We start from the raw sequence: 16,247 nt of genomic DNA, 5'->3' as shown, positions 1-16,247 counted from the left end.
GTTATGATGAAAGGCAGGAGGAACGTTTATGAGCCCGGATACGGAGCAAAACTCTCAATTGGCAAACATTGATCAATTGTTGGAGGCCTTCTTCAGATATAAAAATAAGGTATTGGACCAGCAGCAGAAAACAGAAACAAACTGCAAACTGAATCCGACTAAGAGTCATATATTGGGCATGCTTTTAAGGGAACAGCGCTGTATGGCTGTTGATGTGGCAAGGCAGCTCAGTTTATCATCCGGAGCTACCACAATTGTTTTGAATCAGCTTGAGAGTGAAGGGTTGATTCAGCGAGTACGCAGTGAAGAGGATCGAAGAATTGTGTGGCTGTCCCTGACGGAAGATGGAGAACAGCTGGCCAAATCCCTCAATGCCAACCGTGGACGTATGACATGGGAACTGCTACAAGCGCTTACGGAAGAAGAGCAGCAGCAGATGGTCGGGATGCTGAAGAAAATTGAACTGAAACTGTTGGAAAAAATGAAAGCGTTGGAACAAACACATCGTTGATTAACTGCATTGAAGCGTCAGTCTTCAAGATTCGCCCCCGGTAGGGACGAATGTTGAAGGCTGACGCTTTTCATTTTTCAAGCTGTCTATTACAGATGGAAGCGATGAATGTGGTCCGTTAGGCCAATCTCCATCAAAATTTCTTTTTGTTTCTGTCCAAGCAGATCAAAATGGGGAAAAGGTTGACGCCGATGAATATAACGCGGATCAAGACCATGTTCCAGACACCAGTGTTCAAGCCGTTCCAGATTCGAACAGCCTACTTTGGTTACGCTTGTAACACCGGGGAAACGCGGATCTATCCAGAAATGAGTAAGATAAGCAAGTTCACCGCGAGATACACGGTCTTTCCATTCTGACAACTCCTGCCGATTAATTCCAAATGCCATAGTTACCAAGTTCCTTTCCAAACGGGTATTGTCCTGAGCATATTGTAACATCTTATAAACAAATCCAAACTGAATTCTTGCTCTGTGCTATTCTTGTCTGCACTATCGGGGTAATGGATATGACAACATTTTTATAACAAAAACAGATATATGTTAAAATAAGACTACTCCGATTGGGTTATTACTTCATTTAGAGGAAAGGGATTACCATCATGGAATTGTTTATTGCGGTACTTGTATTACTGGTACTTATCGGTTTATCGAACATCTTGAATCGGTTTGTACCGTTCATCCCGGTTCCGCTCATTCAGATTGTCCTCGGGGTAGCGATTGCGCTACTTCCAGCTGGGGTACATCTGCCATTGAATCCGGAACTGTTTTTTGTACTCTTTATCGCTCCACTGTTATACAACGATGGCAAACGAACACCAAGGCATGAACTGTGGAATTTAAGGGCTCCCATTCTGCTGCTGGCACTGGGATTGGTCTTCGTGACCGTAGTTGTGGCTGGTTATGCCATTCATTGGCTGATTCCAACTATTCCGCTGCCTGCCGCTTTTGCTCTTGCAGCCATCCTGTCCCCGACCGATGCAGTAGCCGTTGGCGCTATGGCAGGGCGTGTACATCTGCCCAAAAGCATACATAGACTTCTTGAAGGCGAAGCTTTGATGAACGATGCATCCGGCCTGGTTGCATTTAAATTTGCCATAGCAGCAACGGTTACAGGCGTTTTCTCTTTGGCTGAGGCATCGTTTAGCTTTCTCATCATTGCCATTGGTGGTCTGCTGGTAGGGGCGTTGCTATCCTTTCTGCTCATTCGGCTCGGTGTTTGGATTCGGCGTTTGGGCATGGAGGACGTCACCATACATATGCTGCTGCAGATTCTTACGCCATTCGTTATTTATCTGGTGAGTGAAGAGATTGGCGTCTCAGGCATTTTGGCCGTTGTGGCGGGAGGTATTATCCATGCCATTGAACGTGACCGAACTGAATCGGTTCAGTTGAAGATGCAGGTAGTCTCTGCAAGCACGTGGTCCGTTATTTTATTTATTCTGAATGGTTTGGTGTTTGTCATTCTGGGTGTCCAGATTCCGGATGTGCTGAGTACAATCTTTAAGAATGTAACCTTTAACAATCTGCAGGTACTGGGGTATGTAGGACTAATATCCGTGTTGTTGTTACTGCTCCGTTTTGTCTGGATCTATCTGTTCTGGCAGGGAAATGAGTGGTTTCGCAAGAAGTCCCCGATTGGAAAACCAAGGTTGAAAGAGATGACCATCATCTCCCTATCAGGTGTGAGAGGCGCAGTAACCCTTGCGGGTGCATTCTCCATCCCCTATGTGCTTCAGGATGGATCCCCTTTCCCGGAACGGGATTTGATCATATTCCTGGCAGCCGGAGTCATTCTGTTTACGTTAATCGCGGCAAGCGTGTTTCTGCCTGTACTCGCCAAGAATGATGAAAAAGCTGCTGATGGCTCTCAGCAAACGACAGAACGAAAGGCACAGGACATTATGCTTAATGCGGCCATTCGGGCAGTCAAGTCCGAGATGACCGACGAGAACAAAGCTGCGGCACTTGCTGTAGTCTCTGATTTATCAAAATACATCAGGCAGGCTGCAGGACAGATGACGGCGGGCAAACGCAAGGATATATTGAAGCAGGAAACGGCCATTAATCTTATTGGTACGCGGGCGGAGCGCAAGGAAATTGAAAATATGATGGATGAGAACGTGATTGCGTCTGAAGCGGCGTTTAAATGTAACAGCTGGCTGGACCGTAAGGAAATGATGCTGGCCAATCGCACCAATACACAGATGATGTTCTCCATTAGCGAGATCGGACGTGTACTTGGGCATCTCTTTACGAATCGTTCGGAAAAACCGGAGCAGCCGTTTATGATTGAAAATGCAGATCTGTTTCGTCAGGTTAAACTTCGTACTTCGGAAGCGGCTATCAAGTCCATTCGTGCTCATATGAACGATGGCAATCGGCCTGTGGCTCTGTCCGTGATTGCCAAGTATGAGCGGGTGATCGCCAGACTAAGAAGTTGGAATCAGGGCAAGACCGAAGATCCGTTCAATCAGGAGAAGCTTGAGCTGCAAATGGTAGCCATTCAAGAGCAGCGTAACACGGTACAACAGTTGTATGAGAATGGTGAAATCAATCGAGATGTGGCTGCGAAGCTGCGCCGATTCATCAACGACGTTGAAGCGACCGTACTGAAAAATAGCTAATCCGATAAATCCGATATTTTATATATGTATATGGTTTTGATATAATGGGTTCATCGTAAGAAGAACTTTCTTATGTTATGCATCTAACCAACGCTCAGGAAAAGGAGATGGATGAATCATGGCACAACAACAGACTCGCTTGGGAAAAACCGAGCTGCTTGTTAACCCGATAGGATTGGGTGCAAATGCAGTAGGGGGACATAATATCTACCCGGATATGCTGAACGATGAAACAGGCAAGGAAGTGGTTCGTACAGCGCTGAAACAAGGTATTAACTTTGTGGATACGGCTTTCATCTATGGACCTGAACATTCAGAGCGTTTAATTGGAGAGGTCCTGAAGGAAACAGGGCTGCGTCAGCAAACCGTCATCGCCACCAAGGCAGCCCACAAATTCGTGGATGGCAACGTGGTGATTGATAACTCTCCTGCTTTTCTGAAAGCCTCGGTGGAGGAAGCCTTGAAACGTCTTCAGACAGATTACATCGACTTGTTCTACATCCATTTTCCGGATGAGCAGACGCCGAAGGATGAAGCAGTAGGCGCATTAAAACAACTGAAAGACGATGGCAAAATCCGCGCGATCGGTGTATCCAACTTCTCCATCGAACAGCTGCGTGAAGCGAACCGGGATGGTTACGTGGATGTGCTGCAATCCGAATACAATCTGTTCAAACGAGAGGCTGAGAAAGAACTGCTTCCGTACACGGCAGAGCATGACATTTCTTTTGTTCCATACTTCCCGCTCGCAGCCGGACTGCTGGGTGGTAAATATAATCGGGATACGACCTTCCAGGATGGACGGGCCAAAAATCCGCTGTTCACTGGTGAGAACTTTATCCGCAATCTGGACAAAGTGGAACAGCTTCGCAGCATTGCTGAATCCAAAAATGCAGAGGTTGCACATCTCGTGCTGGCCTGGTACCTGACTCAGCCTTCGATTGATGCACTCATTCCAGGGGCCAAGAAACCGGAACAGGTCATCAACAATCTGAAAACCTTGGATGTGAAGTTGTCTGCCGAGGAGATCGCAGTGATTGACCAGATTTTCCGTTAAATAGTTCCGGCAATTCGGGAAATGCTAACAGGGAGTTTACGTTTGACGACAAAGAGAGGACCTAAACATGAACCTGAAGGCAGCCCGAACGATCGGATTATTCACCCTGATTCTCATGCTAGGCACCAGTTCTGCCTATGCAAAGCCGGTACAGAAGAATCGTCAATATTACGAAGAACGAGGAGAGATTGTGTGGGAGGTACCTACCCATGACAAGCTCATTGCGTTGACCTTCGATGATGGTCCTGATCCGGTACAGACCTCGCAAATTCTGGCTTTGCTTAAGCAGTACCAAGCCAAGGGCACTTTTTTTGTACTGGGAAAATGGGCGGAAAAGTACCCTGAACTGGTCATGCAGGAACAGCAGGAAGGGCATGAAGTGGCGAATCATACTTACGCTCATACTTATGCGGTCAAATCCACAGCCAAGGACAAGTTTACGCAGGACATGGTTGCGGCTGAGCAATCCATTACGGCTGCTGGGGTACCACGTCCGTTGCTGTTCCGACCCCCCGGCGGATTTTACAATGACATGGTCATTGATGTTGCAAAACAAAAAGGTTATACCATTGTGTTATGGTCTTGGCATCAGGACACCCGAGACTGGGCTTCTCCTGGCGTAGCAGCCATTACGAACAAGGTGCTGAAAAACGCGCGCAATGGGGATATCGTACTGTTTCACGACAAGGTGGAAGGAAGGAGCCAGACTGTTGCTGCGCTAAAAGTAATACTGCCCAAGCTTCAGCAAGAGGGATACCGTTTCGTCACCGTATCAGAACTGCTTGCAGTGAAGGCAAAAGAAGCAGCGAAGGATGGCGTTTCCTTAAAATAGCGCTCCATAACTAAAAACCGCCGGTTTCTCATAGGAGAGACCGGCGGTTTTTACGATGTTCAAGGTAGCATTATTGTTCAGTCTTCACCGCACGGGGGCGGGTTCTTGCACGTCGCAGAAACAGCGAAAGGATCAAACCAATAATGGATATCCAGGTGGCAACAATAAAGGCATCGTTAATGCCTTCAATCGTCGAGGTCTGGACTGCGATACCGTATAACTGCTGTAACGCCAGTGCAGAACCCTGTTCAGGTGGCACACCTGCTACGGCAGCCATCTGCGTGCCCAGCAGCCCGACTTGTTCAGTCAGGGGCACATTGGTTGTCGTGACCGTATTGCTAAAGTCAGCCAAATGAATGCCTGAGCGTGTAGCCATAACGGTAATCAGCAGGGCTGTTCCAATCGAACCTGCTACCTGTCTGATCGTATTGGACATCGCAGTACCGTGACTGGTCAAATGAGGGGGTAACTGGTTAAGGCCCTCGGTCTGCACGGACATCATCAGCATGGACATGCCGAAGCTCCGAAGAGTATACAGCATCATAATGTGACCATAAGACGTTTCCCCGGTCAATTTGCTGAATTCAAAGGTAGAAAATGCCGTGATCAGCAAGCCTACAATAGCTAGTGGCCGGGAGCCGATCCGGTCGAATAACGCTCCTGATATGGGTGACATGACACCCATCAGAAGTGCACCTGGCAGCAGCAGCAGACCCGATTGCAGAGGGGAGAAACCTCTTATATTTTGCAGATAGATGGGTAACAGAAGCATCCCCCCGAAAAGTGCCATGTTGATGGTGGCACTGACCAGTGTGGAAATGGTGAAAATATCATATTTAAACACACGAAACTCCAGCAAGGGATGTTTCATTGCAGTTTCCCTGAGAACAAAGAACGTGATGAACAGAATACCGATGATCAAGGTCAACAGTACAATTGCACTGCTCCACCCCTTGTCACCGGCAGAGCTGAATCCATACAGCAGGAACCCGAATCCGATCGTTGAAAAGAGAGCACCATACGCATCGAATTTGGGAGAACTGAGCTTGGACACATTTCGCAGCCAGATAAAAGCAAACAGGATATCGAGCAAAGCCAGCGGGATAACCATATAGAACAGAATGCGCCATGTGTAGTGCTCCACAATCCAGCCTGACAAGGTAGGACCAATGGCTGGAGCAAACATCATGGCTATTCCCATGGTACCCATCGCTGTTCCTCGCTTCTCGGGAGGGAATACGGTTAAAAATACGTTCATGACCAGCGGCATGATAATGCCGGCACCACTGGCTTGTACAATACGACCAATCAGCATGACCGTAAATCCCGGACTGATTGCACAGATGGCAGAACCAACGGTGAACAGCAGCATCGCTGTGATGAATAGTTTACGTGTCCCGAATGATTCAATCAGATAGGCTGTAATGGGGATGAGCACTCCATTTACGAGCAAATAGGCAGTCGATAGCCATTGCACTGTTGTAGCCGAGACGTTGAAGTCATTCATCAGATGGGGGATCGCCACATTAAGCAGAGTCTGATTCAGAATGGCGATAAAGGCGCCGAGCAGCAGGACGGCAATGGTTCTTCCGAGCGGCAATTGATTATCCATCGGCAGACCTTATATATGGACGCGCACAGTGGCGCTCATGCCAGGGACAACACCCAGACCTTTGTAACCCTCAATCGTAATGGTAATCGGGATAACCTGCGTAACTTTGGTGTAATTGGCATTGGTATTGGATGACGGCAATAGGGAGAAGGATGAAGCCGTAGCGAGCCCAATCTGATCCACTTTGCCTGTTAGTGTGGTATCTGGAAATGCATCGATGTATACGTCAACGATTTGTCCGCTTTTGATTTTGTCGATGACGGTTTCTTCCACATTCGCGGTCACATACAAGTTATTAAAATCATAGGCTCTAGCCAGTGGATTACCTGCAGATACCAATGAGTTCTCTACAGCGGTTGCCTGGACAACGGTGCCGGCAACAGGCATGGTGATTGGAGTTGATTTGCCGCCTGCAGAGACGGTTCCGATCGTATCCCCTTGATTATAGGAGGTACCTACTTTCCCTTTCCACGTTTGGAGCTCACCGCTAACGGTGGAAGCGATGGATATGGGCTGACCCGTGACTAACGCATTATCCGTTTTCACATAGCTGGTGGATTGGTTGTAGTAGTATATGCCTGCGGCACCTGCCCCCAAAATCACCAGAATGACAATGATATTGATCAATATGGCACGAGAGTTCATATGGTTCATTCCTCCTAATATGTTCTTCTGCTGACAATCCTGTTTGGAGCATTCCCGGTACTCAGCTGCTCTATACGAAACAACATGAAATATAATTCGCAGATTGGGGAACCAATATATTGATAAGTTGCCACAGGCGATGACAAGGAGGATACTCAGATGTTGATTATATTGGCAGTAATTGTTTTACTCGGGGTTATTTTTCTCATGATCTTTAACTCAAAATCAACCCGCAGAGCTGCAGAAGCCAAAGCTGCCCAAACGGCTGAGACGGAGCGGGAGCCTGTCCTTGTGCAGGGGAACGAGCAGCCAGAGGAACAATTGCTGGATTCGTCAGACCCGGTGGATTATACGGAACCGAATGGACCAGGAGAGAGGAAGACGGAAACTGAACTGCCGAAAAACAGGTTTGAAGTGAGCCATCAAGCCAGGCAGCAGGAAACTCAAACAAAAGGAAACGATAGTGAGTACCGTCGGGCTCTGCTTCATTTTCGCAAGCCTGCTGAACCTCAAGAGGAACCGGTTATAACCACCTCTAATGAAGTTGAAAAGAGTGCGGATGAGGTCTATCGATCCGCTCTGCGGGAGATGAAGAGCAAATCATCCCTTCCGGATTCAGACCCGAAATAAGGTCGCTGCACGTTACCATGCAGCGGGCATGGCTTTTGTTTTAAATCCAAAAGATTTACAATAGATGAAGCTTTGCTCTAACTAGCTGAATGGATTGACGTTGCAAGAGGAAGGAGAGGATTGCATTATGAACGGACAACAACGAGTGAACATTAAACCAGGCCTGGAAGTGGATATCGTACTGAAACAAGATCAGCCCACAGGTAAACTGACGAGGGGAATCGTCAAGGATTTGCTGACCAAGTCACCCACGCATCCCCATGGCATCAAGGTTCGCCTGACAAGTGGGCAAGTTGGTCGTGTGAAACAGGTGATCACAGGAGCAGCGGAATGATTCGGCTGCCCCAGGTTCCATGAAGACAACTGCTGAGGTTTTGGCACATCTGGCTTCCGGGAACGAACGGCAGCGGGATGCTTACCGGGTGCTCCTGCAGAGTGAATTGTTCTCCATTTTGGAGGCATATACCCCTTATCCGGCAGGAACCGTACCCATTGATATAGACATTCCTGGCAGTGATCTTGATATCTTGTGTGAAGCTCCTGATCTGAACGCGTTCGAGATGGTAGTGACTCAGCATTTTAGCGGGATGGAGCATTTTTCTTGTCAACGCGGAACGGGGCTAGGTGGGGATGTTCCTAGTGCCTATGTGACCTGTTCTTTTCAGATTGAGGGTTGGCCATTGGAGATTTACGCCCAATCGTTGCCGGTCAATAAACAAAACGCTTACCTTCATATGTTAGTCGAGTGGGAGTTATTGCAGCTCTGGGGTGCCGAAGGTCACGCCGAGATCCGCAGACTGAAATCGGTTGGATTGAAGACAGAGCCAGCCTTTGCCGCAGTGCTCGGATTACAGGGTGACCCTTATGTGGAGCTGCTGCATCTAGCCGATTGGAGCAGGCACAAACTATGGCTCTGGGCCAGGCAGCGTACTTTATTTCAAAAATAGGTAAAAGGATTACACGAATTATAGTAAGAAGATGGCGACGATCGTCGTGACCGTTAAACCAAGCAGTACCGGCTTCAGGTTGCGACGCGCCAGTTCAAATGGACTGACTCCGCAGATGGCAGCAGCTGGAATCAAAGCCCAAGGGATTAAGGTACCTCCGCCGACCCAGATGGCAGCAACTTGACCGAGTGCTGTTAATACGGGGGCTGAATCTGCTGTGCCGGCAAACATTGAAGCGATGGACCCCACCAGGGATATCCCTGAAAACCCCGAACCATCCATTCCTGTAACGGCTCCAATCAAGGTCATCGTGATCGCACCTACCGTGTCATTCAAGGGAACCAGACCCGCAAGAGCAACACCAAGGTCGTTCACTATACCATGTGATCCATCGGGTAGAGGGTGACTGAACAATTCAGTGATGGCTGCGTCCCCCAGATAAAAGAAAGCTGCAATAGGGATAACCGGGCCAAATACTTTGAAGCCGAACTGAAATCCTTCAATTAAATAATTCGTTGTCTCTTCAGGGCCTTCATGCCGATGTGCTGCGAGGGTGACCGTGATTAGGATTAGTACTGCAGTACCTCCAATTAAGGCTGTAGCGTCCCCGCCCTGAAGCTTAAGAACAAACATCAGGATAACATCTACTGCGAATAACAACGGAATAAGTAGGGCGAATGCCTTCTGCAATCGTATCGGGATCGCTTGACGTTGTTGTACAGGTACGACTCCGGCTCCAGCCAAAGTTTCGGAGGGAGAAGGACCCCCGTTTAATGGTTCACCTGGGAAAGGAGAACGCATCTGAGTCCCGACGCCACTTTTCATCTTGTTTCGTAACATCCAGAAGGCCGTCAGTGTGGATACTGCACCCATCACGAGGACCAGCGGAATGCTTGCCGTCATGACGGAAGTAACCGGAAGGCCGGCTGCATCTGCTGTCAGTTTGGGTGCCCCTTGAATGATATAGTCTCCCGAGAGGGCGATACCATGTCCGAACAGATTCATTGCGATGGCGGCACCAATGGGTGGAAGTCCTACACGAACGGCAACGGGAAGCAAAACTGCTCCGACCAGCGCTACCGCTGGTGAAGGCCAAAAAAACAGGGAGACCGTCATCATGATCAGCCCAATTCCCCAATATGCAACCTGCGGAGAACGGATAAATCGGGTTAGTGGAGCAACCATTACTTCATTAATACCTGTGCGAATCAGTACCCGGCTCATGGCGACAATGATCGAGATGATAAAGATCGTGCTGAGCAGTTCTTTCGCAGCGTATACAAAACTATTGAAGATTCCTGACACCGCACCACTTAACGTCTCTGTTGCCAGTAATCCAATCGTCATAATCCCGGCAACACAGATGATCGTAGTATCCCGGCGCCGTATCATGACGGCTATAATGAGTACGATAAAAGCCAAATATACATAATGCAACGGTACCAATTGAATATTCACACCGCATACCTCCTTCCACCTTAGTCCTAAGGCGTGATATATCGTATGCATGTCAGGACCGGGCGTTCATGGAGAAGGGGAGGGCTCGAAGGCTTTATTTTTGCAGAGAACGTGTGAGTGTGACAACCAGCAGGATTTTTTTTGCAAATGGAGAATTGGTTAGACGATACATATCGAATGAACGATGTGATCAGGTCACCAGAGCTGACAGAGAAAGGTCACTTCATCTTATAGACAGCACGCAAGAAGCATGATTACAATGAACATGCCACGATTAAGGAAGAAATATGGAAAGTTTAACGGTAGTTTGAATAGCAACAGATTAGTAAGTTTTTTTAATTTTGATAACGTTTACAGAATGGACAGTCAAACAAAACATTGAGAATAAGAGGGCGGGAATCCATGAATTTCATCCGTTCACTGCGCTTCAAATTCATAATTGGCTTAACGCTGATCATGCTGCCGCTGTTTCTGCTGTTGTATTACAACAATGTCTATGCAATCCGAGTTGTGCGAGACAAAGTATCCCTTACCAACATGAATCATCTCGCGAAGAGTGTGGAGCAGAATGAGCGCGTGCTGCAAGAGACCAATCGGTACTTATACAGCCTGGGCGAGCGGGACCCGGATATCATTTCACTTTTTTTTCTGAAGTACGGCAGTGGGGACTATATCATTACGAAACAGCGGATCATGAACAAATTCATGACAGATATCGGATTCTACAATCTGATTGATTCCTTCTTTCTATATGATGCGGTAAATGATGATCTGCTGCTGGCGACTTCGGGCAGTTATGACGTCAAAATGTCACTTGTCCGGGAAAGCATGCCTGTACAGATGATGCAATTGGACGATGAGATCCAGCGACCAGAATGGAGCATTGTACGTGGTGGTGGATGGAATGCACTGGTCAAAACGGTTCGAATTAATCAGCAGTTCTACGCTGGTGCGCTGGTGGATATGAATGCACTGAATCATCCCGAACAATTCACTGAATCCGGTGAACGGGGAGGTGCCGTTATAGTGGATAGCAATGGGGAAGCGCTGTCCGGTTCAGCCCTCAGCTCGGCGCAGATCAAGCTGGCTTCAGCACATCTCTCCGGTCTGGAGAATCCCTACCAGGTCATATCGGAGGTTACATCCAAGGGGGATGAACGGCAGTACCTGATGCTGGGCTTGCCATCAGCGATGTCCGACATGAACTATATTGTCCTGTTGCCCGAAGAGGATATGCTGCGCAACCTGCCGTTTTTTCAGCAGATTATTCGTCTGCTGCCTATTGGTGCCGCGGTTATTTTGATCACGGCCTTGGTTTTCCTGCGTCAGTTGCTGTTTCGACCTATGAATACATTAATCAAAGGGATGAGACGAGTCAGTCGTGGAGAACTCGATGTGAGACTTGATCCACCGACTTCATCGGAATTAGAGTTCGTCACACACAGCTTCAATCAGATGACCAGCCAGATTCAGCATCTGAAAATCGATGTCTATGAAGAACAGCTGCGTACCAGGGAGGCTGAATTCAAACAGCTTCAGATGCAGATCAACCCTCACTTTTACCTGAATTCCCTGAACATTATCCATAGCCTGGCTTCACTGCAAAAACATGAACTGGTCCAGCAGATGGCCGGACATCTGGCGGATTATTTTCGGTTCAGTCTCCGGGCAGGCAAACGCGTCATCCGGCTGGATGAAGAACTTGAACACATTCGTCACTATCTGGAGATCCAGAAGCTCAGGTTCCCGAGTAAGCTGGATTTTTCACTCGACGTGGATGAAGGGCTTGGTCATTACGTGCTGCCGCCTTTAACCCTCCAGCCTTTTGTGGAAAATGCCATTATTCACGGGTTTAGAAGGCGTACTGAACCATTTGTCATACGCATCTCAGCCAACCTAACGAAAACGTTATCCAGTCCACCACATACTGAGGTTGAAGATAGACAGCAAAACACAACATTAAGGATTTCAGTTGAGGATAATGGTGTCGGCTTCGAACAAGACATGCTTGCGCGTCTACAGCAGGGTAAGTATGCGGAAGACCCAAGTGGACAGCACATCGGCATCTGGAACGTTGCTCACCGCTTGCTAGTGAAATACGATGAATCAGCCAAATTGGAGTTCCAAAACCTGAATGCTGGCGGAGCCGCAGTGATCCTGTATCTGCCCGCCCAAATGGAAGAGGAAGAAGGGGGAGCTTGAACTGATGCGAAATTTATTAATCGTGGACGATGAGGTTTATGCTCTTCAGGCCATGGTTGAAGGGATTGATTGGCGTTTGGCCGGCATCGATCAGGTATTTAGTGCGGGTGATGCGGAAGAGGCACGAATGGTGCTTCATAGCCAGTCCATCTCGATCATGATCTCTGATATTGAAATGCCGGGAGAGACCGGACTGGACCTGCAGAGCTGGGTACTGAAGCATGCTCCGGGCATCTTGACGATCTTCCTGACAGGTCATGCCCTGTTTGATTACGCCCAGACAGCGATCAAATTAAACAGCTTCGATTATGTGCTAAAACCTGCCCAGGCTGATCAACTTCTTAAGGTCGTTACGCAGGCTGTGGATAAACTCAAGGCCGGAGAGCAGCGTTCGCGTACCAATGAAATATATGAGTCCGTATACAAGCGCTGGCAAACCCACAAACCACTGCTGACGGAGCGGTTCTGGAAGGATGCCATTTCCCAGCGCGTCACCCTAACCAAGCCGCGACTGCAGGAGTTGGCCGAAGTCTATGGTGCGGAAATTGACCCGCACGCCCGGATTCTGCCGATTGTCATATCGGTAGAGGAGTGGGTAAGAGAATTCGATTTGCGTGATGAGGAGGTACTGGAATATGCCCTGCGGAATGCAGCGAGGGAGATGATACTTGGCGATCGGCCGGGAGAAGTATTTCAGGACCATAGCGGTCTGAATATCGTACTTGCGTATGAGCAGGATGGGGTCGTACCTGTTGCAAGCCAGGTGGCACAGGATTGTCAGCTGTATATTCGGGAGTGTGGGACGTATTTCTATTGCCGATTGTCCTGTTATGTAGGTGCACCCGTGGCCGTAACCGAATTGCAGGGTATGCTGAACGAACTGATGGATATGGAGCGCCGCAACATCAGAGAGCTTGAGGGAGTCTTCGTATATGATGAGCAGGGGAAGGAACCGGAGGACCGATTTCTGCCAATCCCCTGGTTTTCGGAGCTGTCAATTTTGTTTGAAACCGGCAAAGTGGATGATCTTCGGGAACGCGTGGAAGAAATATTTGAGCTGCTGGCTGCCCAGGAACAGTTATCCCCTGAAATTCTGCGCCTGTTCTATCATGCCATGCTGCATGTGGTCTATCCCCTGCTTCATCAGAAAAGTGTTTCCGTACGCAGTCTGTATCCTGGTGAGCGTGAGCCTGAAGAAAGTATGGTTACACGCTCCTTGCCGCAGTTAAAGCTTTGGTCCCTGGATCTGATTGATCGTGCCATTCCGATTTTGTATCCGGATGATCACAGTCCGATGACGATTGTGGACCAACTGTGCATATATATCGAGAATCATATTGGCGAAGATCTGATGCGGGAGGAACTGGCATCGTTTGCCGGCTTCAATCCTGCATATCTGTCCCGGCTGTTTCGGAAGGAAAAAGGGATGTCTCTCTCAGAATTTATATTGCAGCGACGGGTAGCCAAAGCCAAAACCCTGTTGTCTGAGTCCACCGTAAAGGTCACGGATATTGCTGGCAAGGTGGGTTACTATAACTACTCTCACTTCACGAAAATGTTTAAAAAGTGCACGGGCATTACGCCACAGGAGTTCCGCAAACAGTCCAGGACGGTCTAGCGTTGACGCAGCATGCTGCGTCTTTTGTTTTATTTGTTTTGTATCATGCAAATGTCATCATTTGATTAGTGAAAAGGTCACCACAGCAGATATTGGGCCGCAGCTCCCCGCAGTTATACTTGAACCACAGGATACACAGCGGTGCTTCATCCTGAGGAAGGAAATCAAGAGGAGTGAGGGAGAAGAGGTTATGAAGACACAACCCCAGGCGGGCAAGGGTGTACGGGTAGCGGATATAACGGATAGATCAGTCCGCAAGCGGAAGTCTGTATTGTACAATCTTGGTAAGTTCAAAGTCTTGTATCTTATGTTTTTGCCAGGGATCCTGTTTCTGCTGGTAAACAACTATATGCCGATGTTCGGCGTCCTGATTGCATTCAAAAATGTGAATTACGCCGACGGAATTTGGGGCAGTCCCTGGAGCGGCTGGGATAACTTCAAGTACCTGTTCTCAACGAGTGATGCTTGGGAGATTACACGCAACACAATCGCGTATAACACGGTATTTATTGCGCTGAATCTGTTTGTGGGGGTAGGGCTTGCGATCCTGCTGAATGAAGTGAAGAACAAAGCCATGTCCAAACTGTATCAATCCCTGATGCTTCTGCCTTACTTTTTGTCCATGATCGTGGTTAGCTATCTGGTTCTGGCCTTTCTCGGCAAGGATTCGGGTTTTATGAACTCGACGATCCTGCAGCTCTTTGGCGGGCAGCCCATTGACTGGTACTCGGAGCCGAAGTATTGGCCGTACATTTTGCCGATTGTGAACACCTGGAAAAACATCGGATACTATGCCGTCATTTATCTGGCAGCTGTGGTAGGCATAGATGAAGAGTACTACGAAGCCGCCGTATTGGACGGAGCAAGCAAATGGCATCAGATCCGGTTTATTACGGTCCCGTTTCTCGTTCCGCTCATTGTCATCATGACCTTGCTCCAGATCGGCCGAATCTTCTATGCGGACTTTAGTCTGTTCTATCAGGTTCCATTGGAATCGGGGGCGTTGTTCCCTGTAACGAACGTGCTGGATACCTATGTCTATCGCACATTTCTCATTGGTGGTGACATTGGGATGTCTTCAGCGGCTGGACTGTATCAGGCTATTGTCGGATTTGTACTTGTGCTTGTATCCAATACGATCGTCCGAAGAATGGATAAAGATAATGCATTATTTTGAGAGGAGGCAAGTCTGCTGTGAAATCACGTAACCCACTTGCTGTATCGCGGCGTTCCGCGTCCATTATACACGCGATGTTCATCTTCTATGCCATAGCCTGCATCGTTCCGATTTTGCTTGTCTTCGCTATTTCCTTCTCGGACGAGACAACCGTCATTGCAAACGGATACAAGCTGATACCCGAGAAGTTTAGCCTGACCGCCTATGAGTTTTTGTTCAAGGATATGGATCAGATTATCCATTCCTACGGCATTTCCATCATCGTGACGGTGGTAGGTACCATCACCAGCGTGGCGTTGACAGCACTATATGCCTACCCGCTTTCCAGAAGGGATTTGCCCTATCGCGGATGGTTTGCCTTCTTTATTTTCTTCACAATGTTGTTCAACGGGGGGCTCGTTCCCTGGTATCTCGTATATGTCAATGTCCTGGATCTGAAAAATTCCATTCTGGCCTTGATATTGCCGTTATTGTTATCACCGTTCTTCGTTCTGGTGATGCGGACATTCTTCGCCAATTCCATTCCGGTATCCATTCTTGAATCGGCTCGGATTGATGGAGCGGGTGAGCTCCGAACGTTTACACGTATCGTGCTGCCGCTCTCCTTACCGGTTATGGCTACCGTGGCGCTGTTTAGTACGCTGAACTACTGGAATGATTGGTATCTCAGTATGATTTTTATCTCTGATAACCGGACGATCAGTCTTCAGTACCTCATGTACCGAACACTGCTCGATATTCAATATCTAACATCCAACTCCAATGTTTCTTCACAGATTTCATCACAGGGCGGATTGTTGAATCTTCCTAACAAGACGCTGCAAATGGCGATGGCTGTCGTGGGCATCGGTCCGATTGTGCTGGCCTATCCGTTCTTCCAAAGGTACTTTATTAAAGGTCTGACGGTGGGTGCTGTGAAGGGATAACTCCGT

At 48.2% G+C, this 16,247-nt stretch carries 15 protein-coding genes; 11 read left to right on the top strand and 4 right to left on the bottom strand.

Annotated elements, in window-relative coordinates; all coding sequences use genetic code 11:
* Window positions 1–28: 28 nt before the first annotated feature.
* The gene (locus MH144_RS08595) at window positions 29–511 is read left to right on the top strand and encodes a MarR family winged helix-turn-helix transcriptional regulator (RefSeq protein WP_239299080.1); all 483 of its coding nucleotides are present in this window, start codon (window positions 29–31) and stop codon (window positions 509–511) included.
* Window positions 512–600: 89 nt separating this feature from the next.
* Here the strand turns inward: MH144_RS08595 and MH144_RS08590 are convergent, their stop codons facing one another.
* On the bottom strand, window positions 601–900 hold the full coding sequence (locus MH144_RS08590) for a hypothetical protein (RefSeq protein WP_239299078.1): 300 nt from the start codon (window positions 898–900) through the stop codon (window positions 601–603).
* Between the two features lie 212 nt (window positions 901–1,112).
* Here MH144_RS08590 and MH144_RS08585 point away from each other — a divergent pair, with 212 nt between their 5' ends.
* The 3 genes from MH144_RS08585 to MH144_RS08575 all read left to right on the top strand — a co-directional run bounded on the left by MH144_RS08585 (window position 1,113) and on the right by MH144_RS08575 (window position 5,026).
* Entirely contained in the window at window positions 1,113–3,137 is a 2,025-nt protein-coding gene (locus tag MH144_RS08585; RefSeq protein ID WP_239299076.1) for a Na+/H+ antiporter, read from the top strand.
* 118 nt (window positions 3,138–3,255) lie between these two features.
* Window positions 3,256–4,194 carry an aldo/keto reductase gene (locus tag MH144_RS08580; protein ID WP_239299075.1) on the top strand — a complete coding sequence of 313 codons (939 nt, stop codon included), beginning with the start codon at window positions 3,256–3,258 and terminating at the stop codon, window positions 4,192–4,194.
* Window positions 4,195–4,261: 67 nt separating this feature from the next.
* Window positions 4,262–5,026, top strand: coding sequence for a polysaccharide deacetylase family protein (locus MH144_RS08575; RefSeq protein ID WP_239299074.1), 765 nt, complete (start codon window positions 4,262–4,264; stop codon window positions 5,024–5,026).
* Between the two features lie 70 nt (window positions 5,027–5,096).
* Here the strand turns inward: MH144_RS08575 and MH144_RS08570 are convergent, their stop codons facing one another.
* Both MH144_RS08570 and MH144_RS08565 read right to left on the bottom strand, forming a co-directional pair.
* The gene (locus MH144_RS08570) at window positions 5,097–6,638 is read right to left on the bottom strand and encodes a DHA2 family efflux MFS transporter permease subunit (protein ID WP_239299073.1); all 1,542 of its coding nucleotides are present in this window, start codon (window positions 6,636–6,638) and stop codon (window positions 5,097–5,099) included.
* A 9-nt stretch (window positions 6,639–6,647) separates the two neighbouring features.
* Window positions 6,648–7,283 (bottom strand): efflux RND transporter periplasmic adaptor subunit, encoded by a 636-nt coding sequence (locus MH144_RS08565; RefSeq protein ID WP_095287931.1) that lies wholly within the window; start codon window positions 7,281–7,283, stop codon window positions 6,648–6,650.
* A gap of 159 nt (window positions 7,284–7,442) precedes the next feature.
* Here MH144_RS08565 and MH144_RS08560 point away from each other — a divergent pair, with 159 nt between their 5' ends.
* From MH144_RS08560 to MH144_RS08550, 3 genes are all read left to right on the top strand, one after another.
* A complete protein-coding gene (locus MH144_RS08560; protein WP_239299072.1) occupies window positions 7,443–7,913 on the top strand; it encodes a hypothetical protein in 471 nt (156 codons plus the stop codon).
* Window positions 7,914–8,040: 127 nt separating this feature from the next.
* Window positions 8,041–8,247, top strand: a complete 207-nt coding sequence (locus MH144_RS08555; RefSeq protein ID WP_095287993.1) for a YwbE family protein — start codon at window positions 8,041–8,043, stop codon at window positions 8,245–8,247.
* 19 nt (window positions 8,248–8,266) lie between these two features.
* A complete protein-coding gene (locus tag MH144_RS08550) occupies window positions 8,267–8,860 on the top strand; it encodes a DUF4269 domain-containing protein (RefSeq protein WP_239299071.1) in 594 nt (197 codons plus the stop codon).
* A gap of 18 nt (window positions 8,861–8,878) precedes the next feature.
* Here the strand turns inward: MH144_RS08550 and MH144_RS08545 are convergent, their stop codons facing one another.
* Window positions 8,879–10,318: a hypothetical protein gene (locus tag MH144_RS08545; protein WP_239299070.1), complete on the bottom strand. Its 1,440-nt coding sequence runs from the start codon at window positions 10,316–10,318 to the stop codon at window positions 8,879–8,881.
* 402 nt (window positions 10,319–10,720) lie between these two features.
* Between MH144_RS08545 and MH144_RS08540 the strand changes: the two genes are divergently transcribed.
* The 4 genes from MH144_RS08540 (at window position 10,721) to MH144_RS08525 (ending at window position 16,241) form a co-directional block, all read left to right on the top strand.
* Window positions 10,721–12,520 (top strand): sensor histidine kinase, encoded by a 1,800-nt coding sequence (locus MH144_RS08540; protein ID WP_239299068.1) that lies wholly within the window; start codon window positions 10,721–10,723, stop codon window positions 12,518–12,520.
* A 4-nt stretch (window positions 12,521–12,524) separates the two neighbouring features.
* On the top strand, window positions 12,525–14,138 hold the full coding sequence (locus MH144_RS08535) for a response regulator transcription factor (protein ID WP_239299066.1): 1,614 nt from the start codon (window positions 12,525–12,527) through the stop codon (window positions 14,136–14,138).
* A gap of 190 nt (window positions 14,139–14,328) precedes the next feature.
* Window positions 14,329–15,315 (top strand): ABC transporter permease, encoded by a 987-nt coding sequence (locus tag MH144_RS08530; protein ID WP_239299065.1) that lies wholly within the window; start codon window positions 14,329–14,331, stop codon window positions 15,313–15,315.
* A 17-nt stretch (window positions 15,316–15,332) separates the two neighbouring features.
* Complete coding sequence (locus MH144_RS08525) at window positions 15,333–16,241, top strand: carbohydrate ABC transporter permease (RefSeq protein WP_239299064.1); 909 nt, start codon at window positions 15,333–15,335, stop codon at window positions 16,239–16,241.
* Window positions 16,242–16,247 lie beyond the last annotated feature (6 nt).

Source organism: Paenibacillus sp. ACRRY (assembly GCF_022346995.1).
GTDB lineage: Bacteria > Bacillota > Bacilli > Paenibacillales > Paenibacillaceae > Paenibacillus.
Note: the sequence above shows the minus strand (reverse complement) of the source record. Positions and strands in the feature narration are given on the sequence as shown.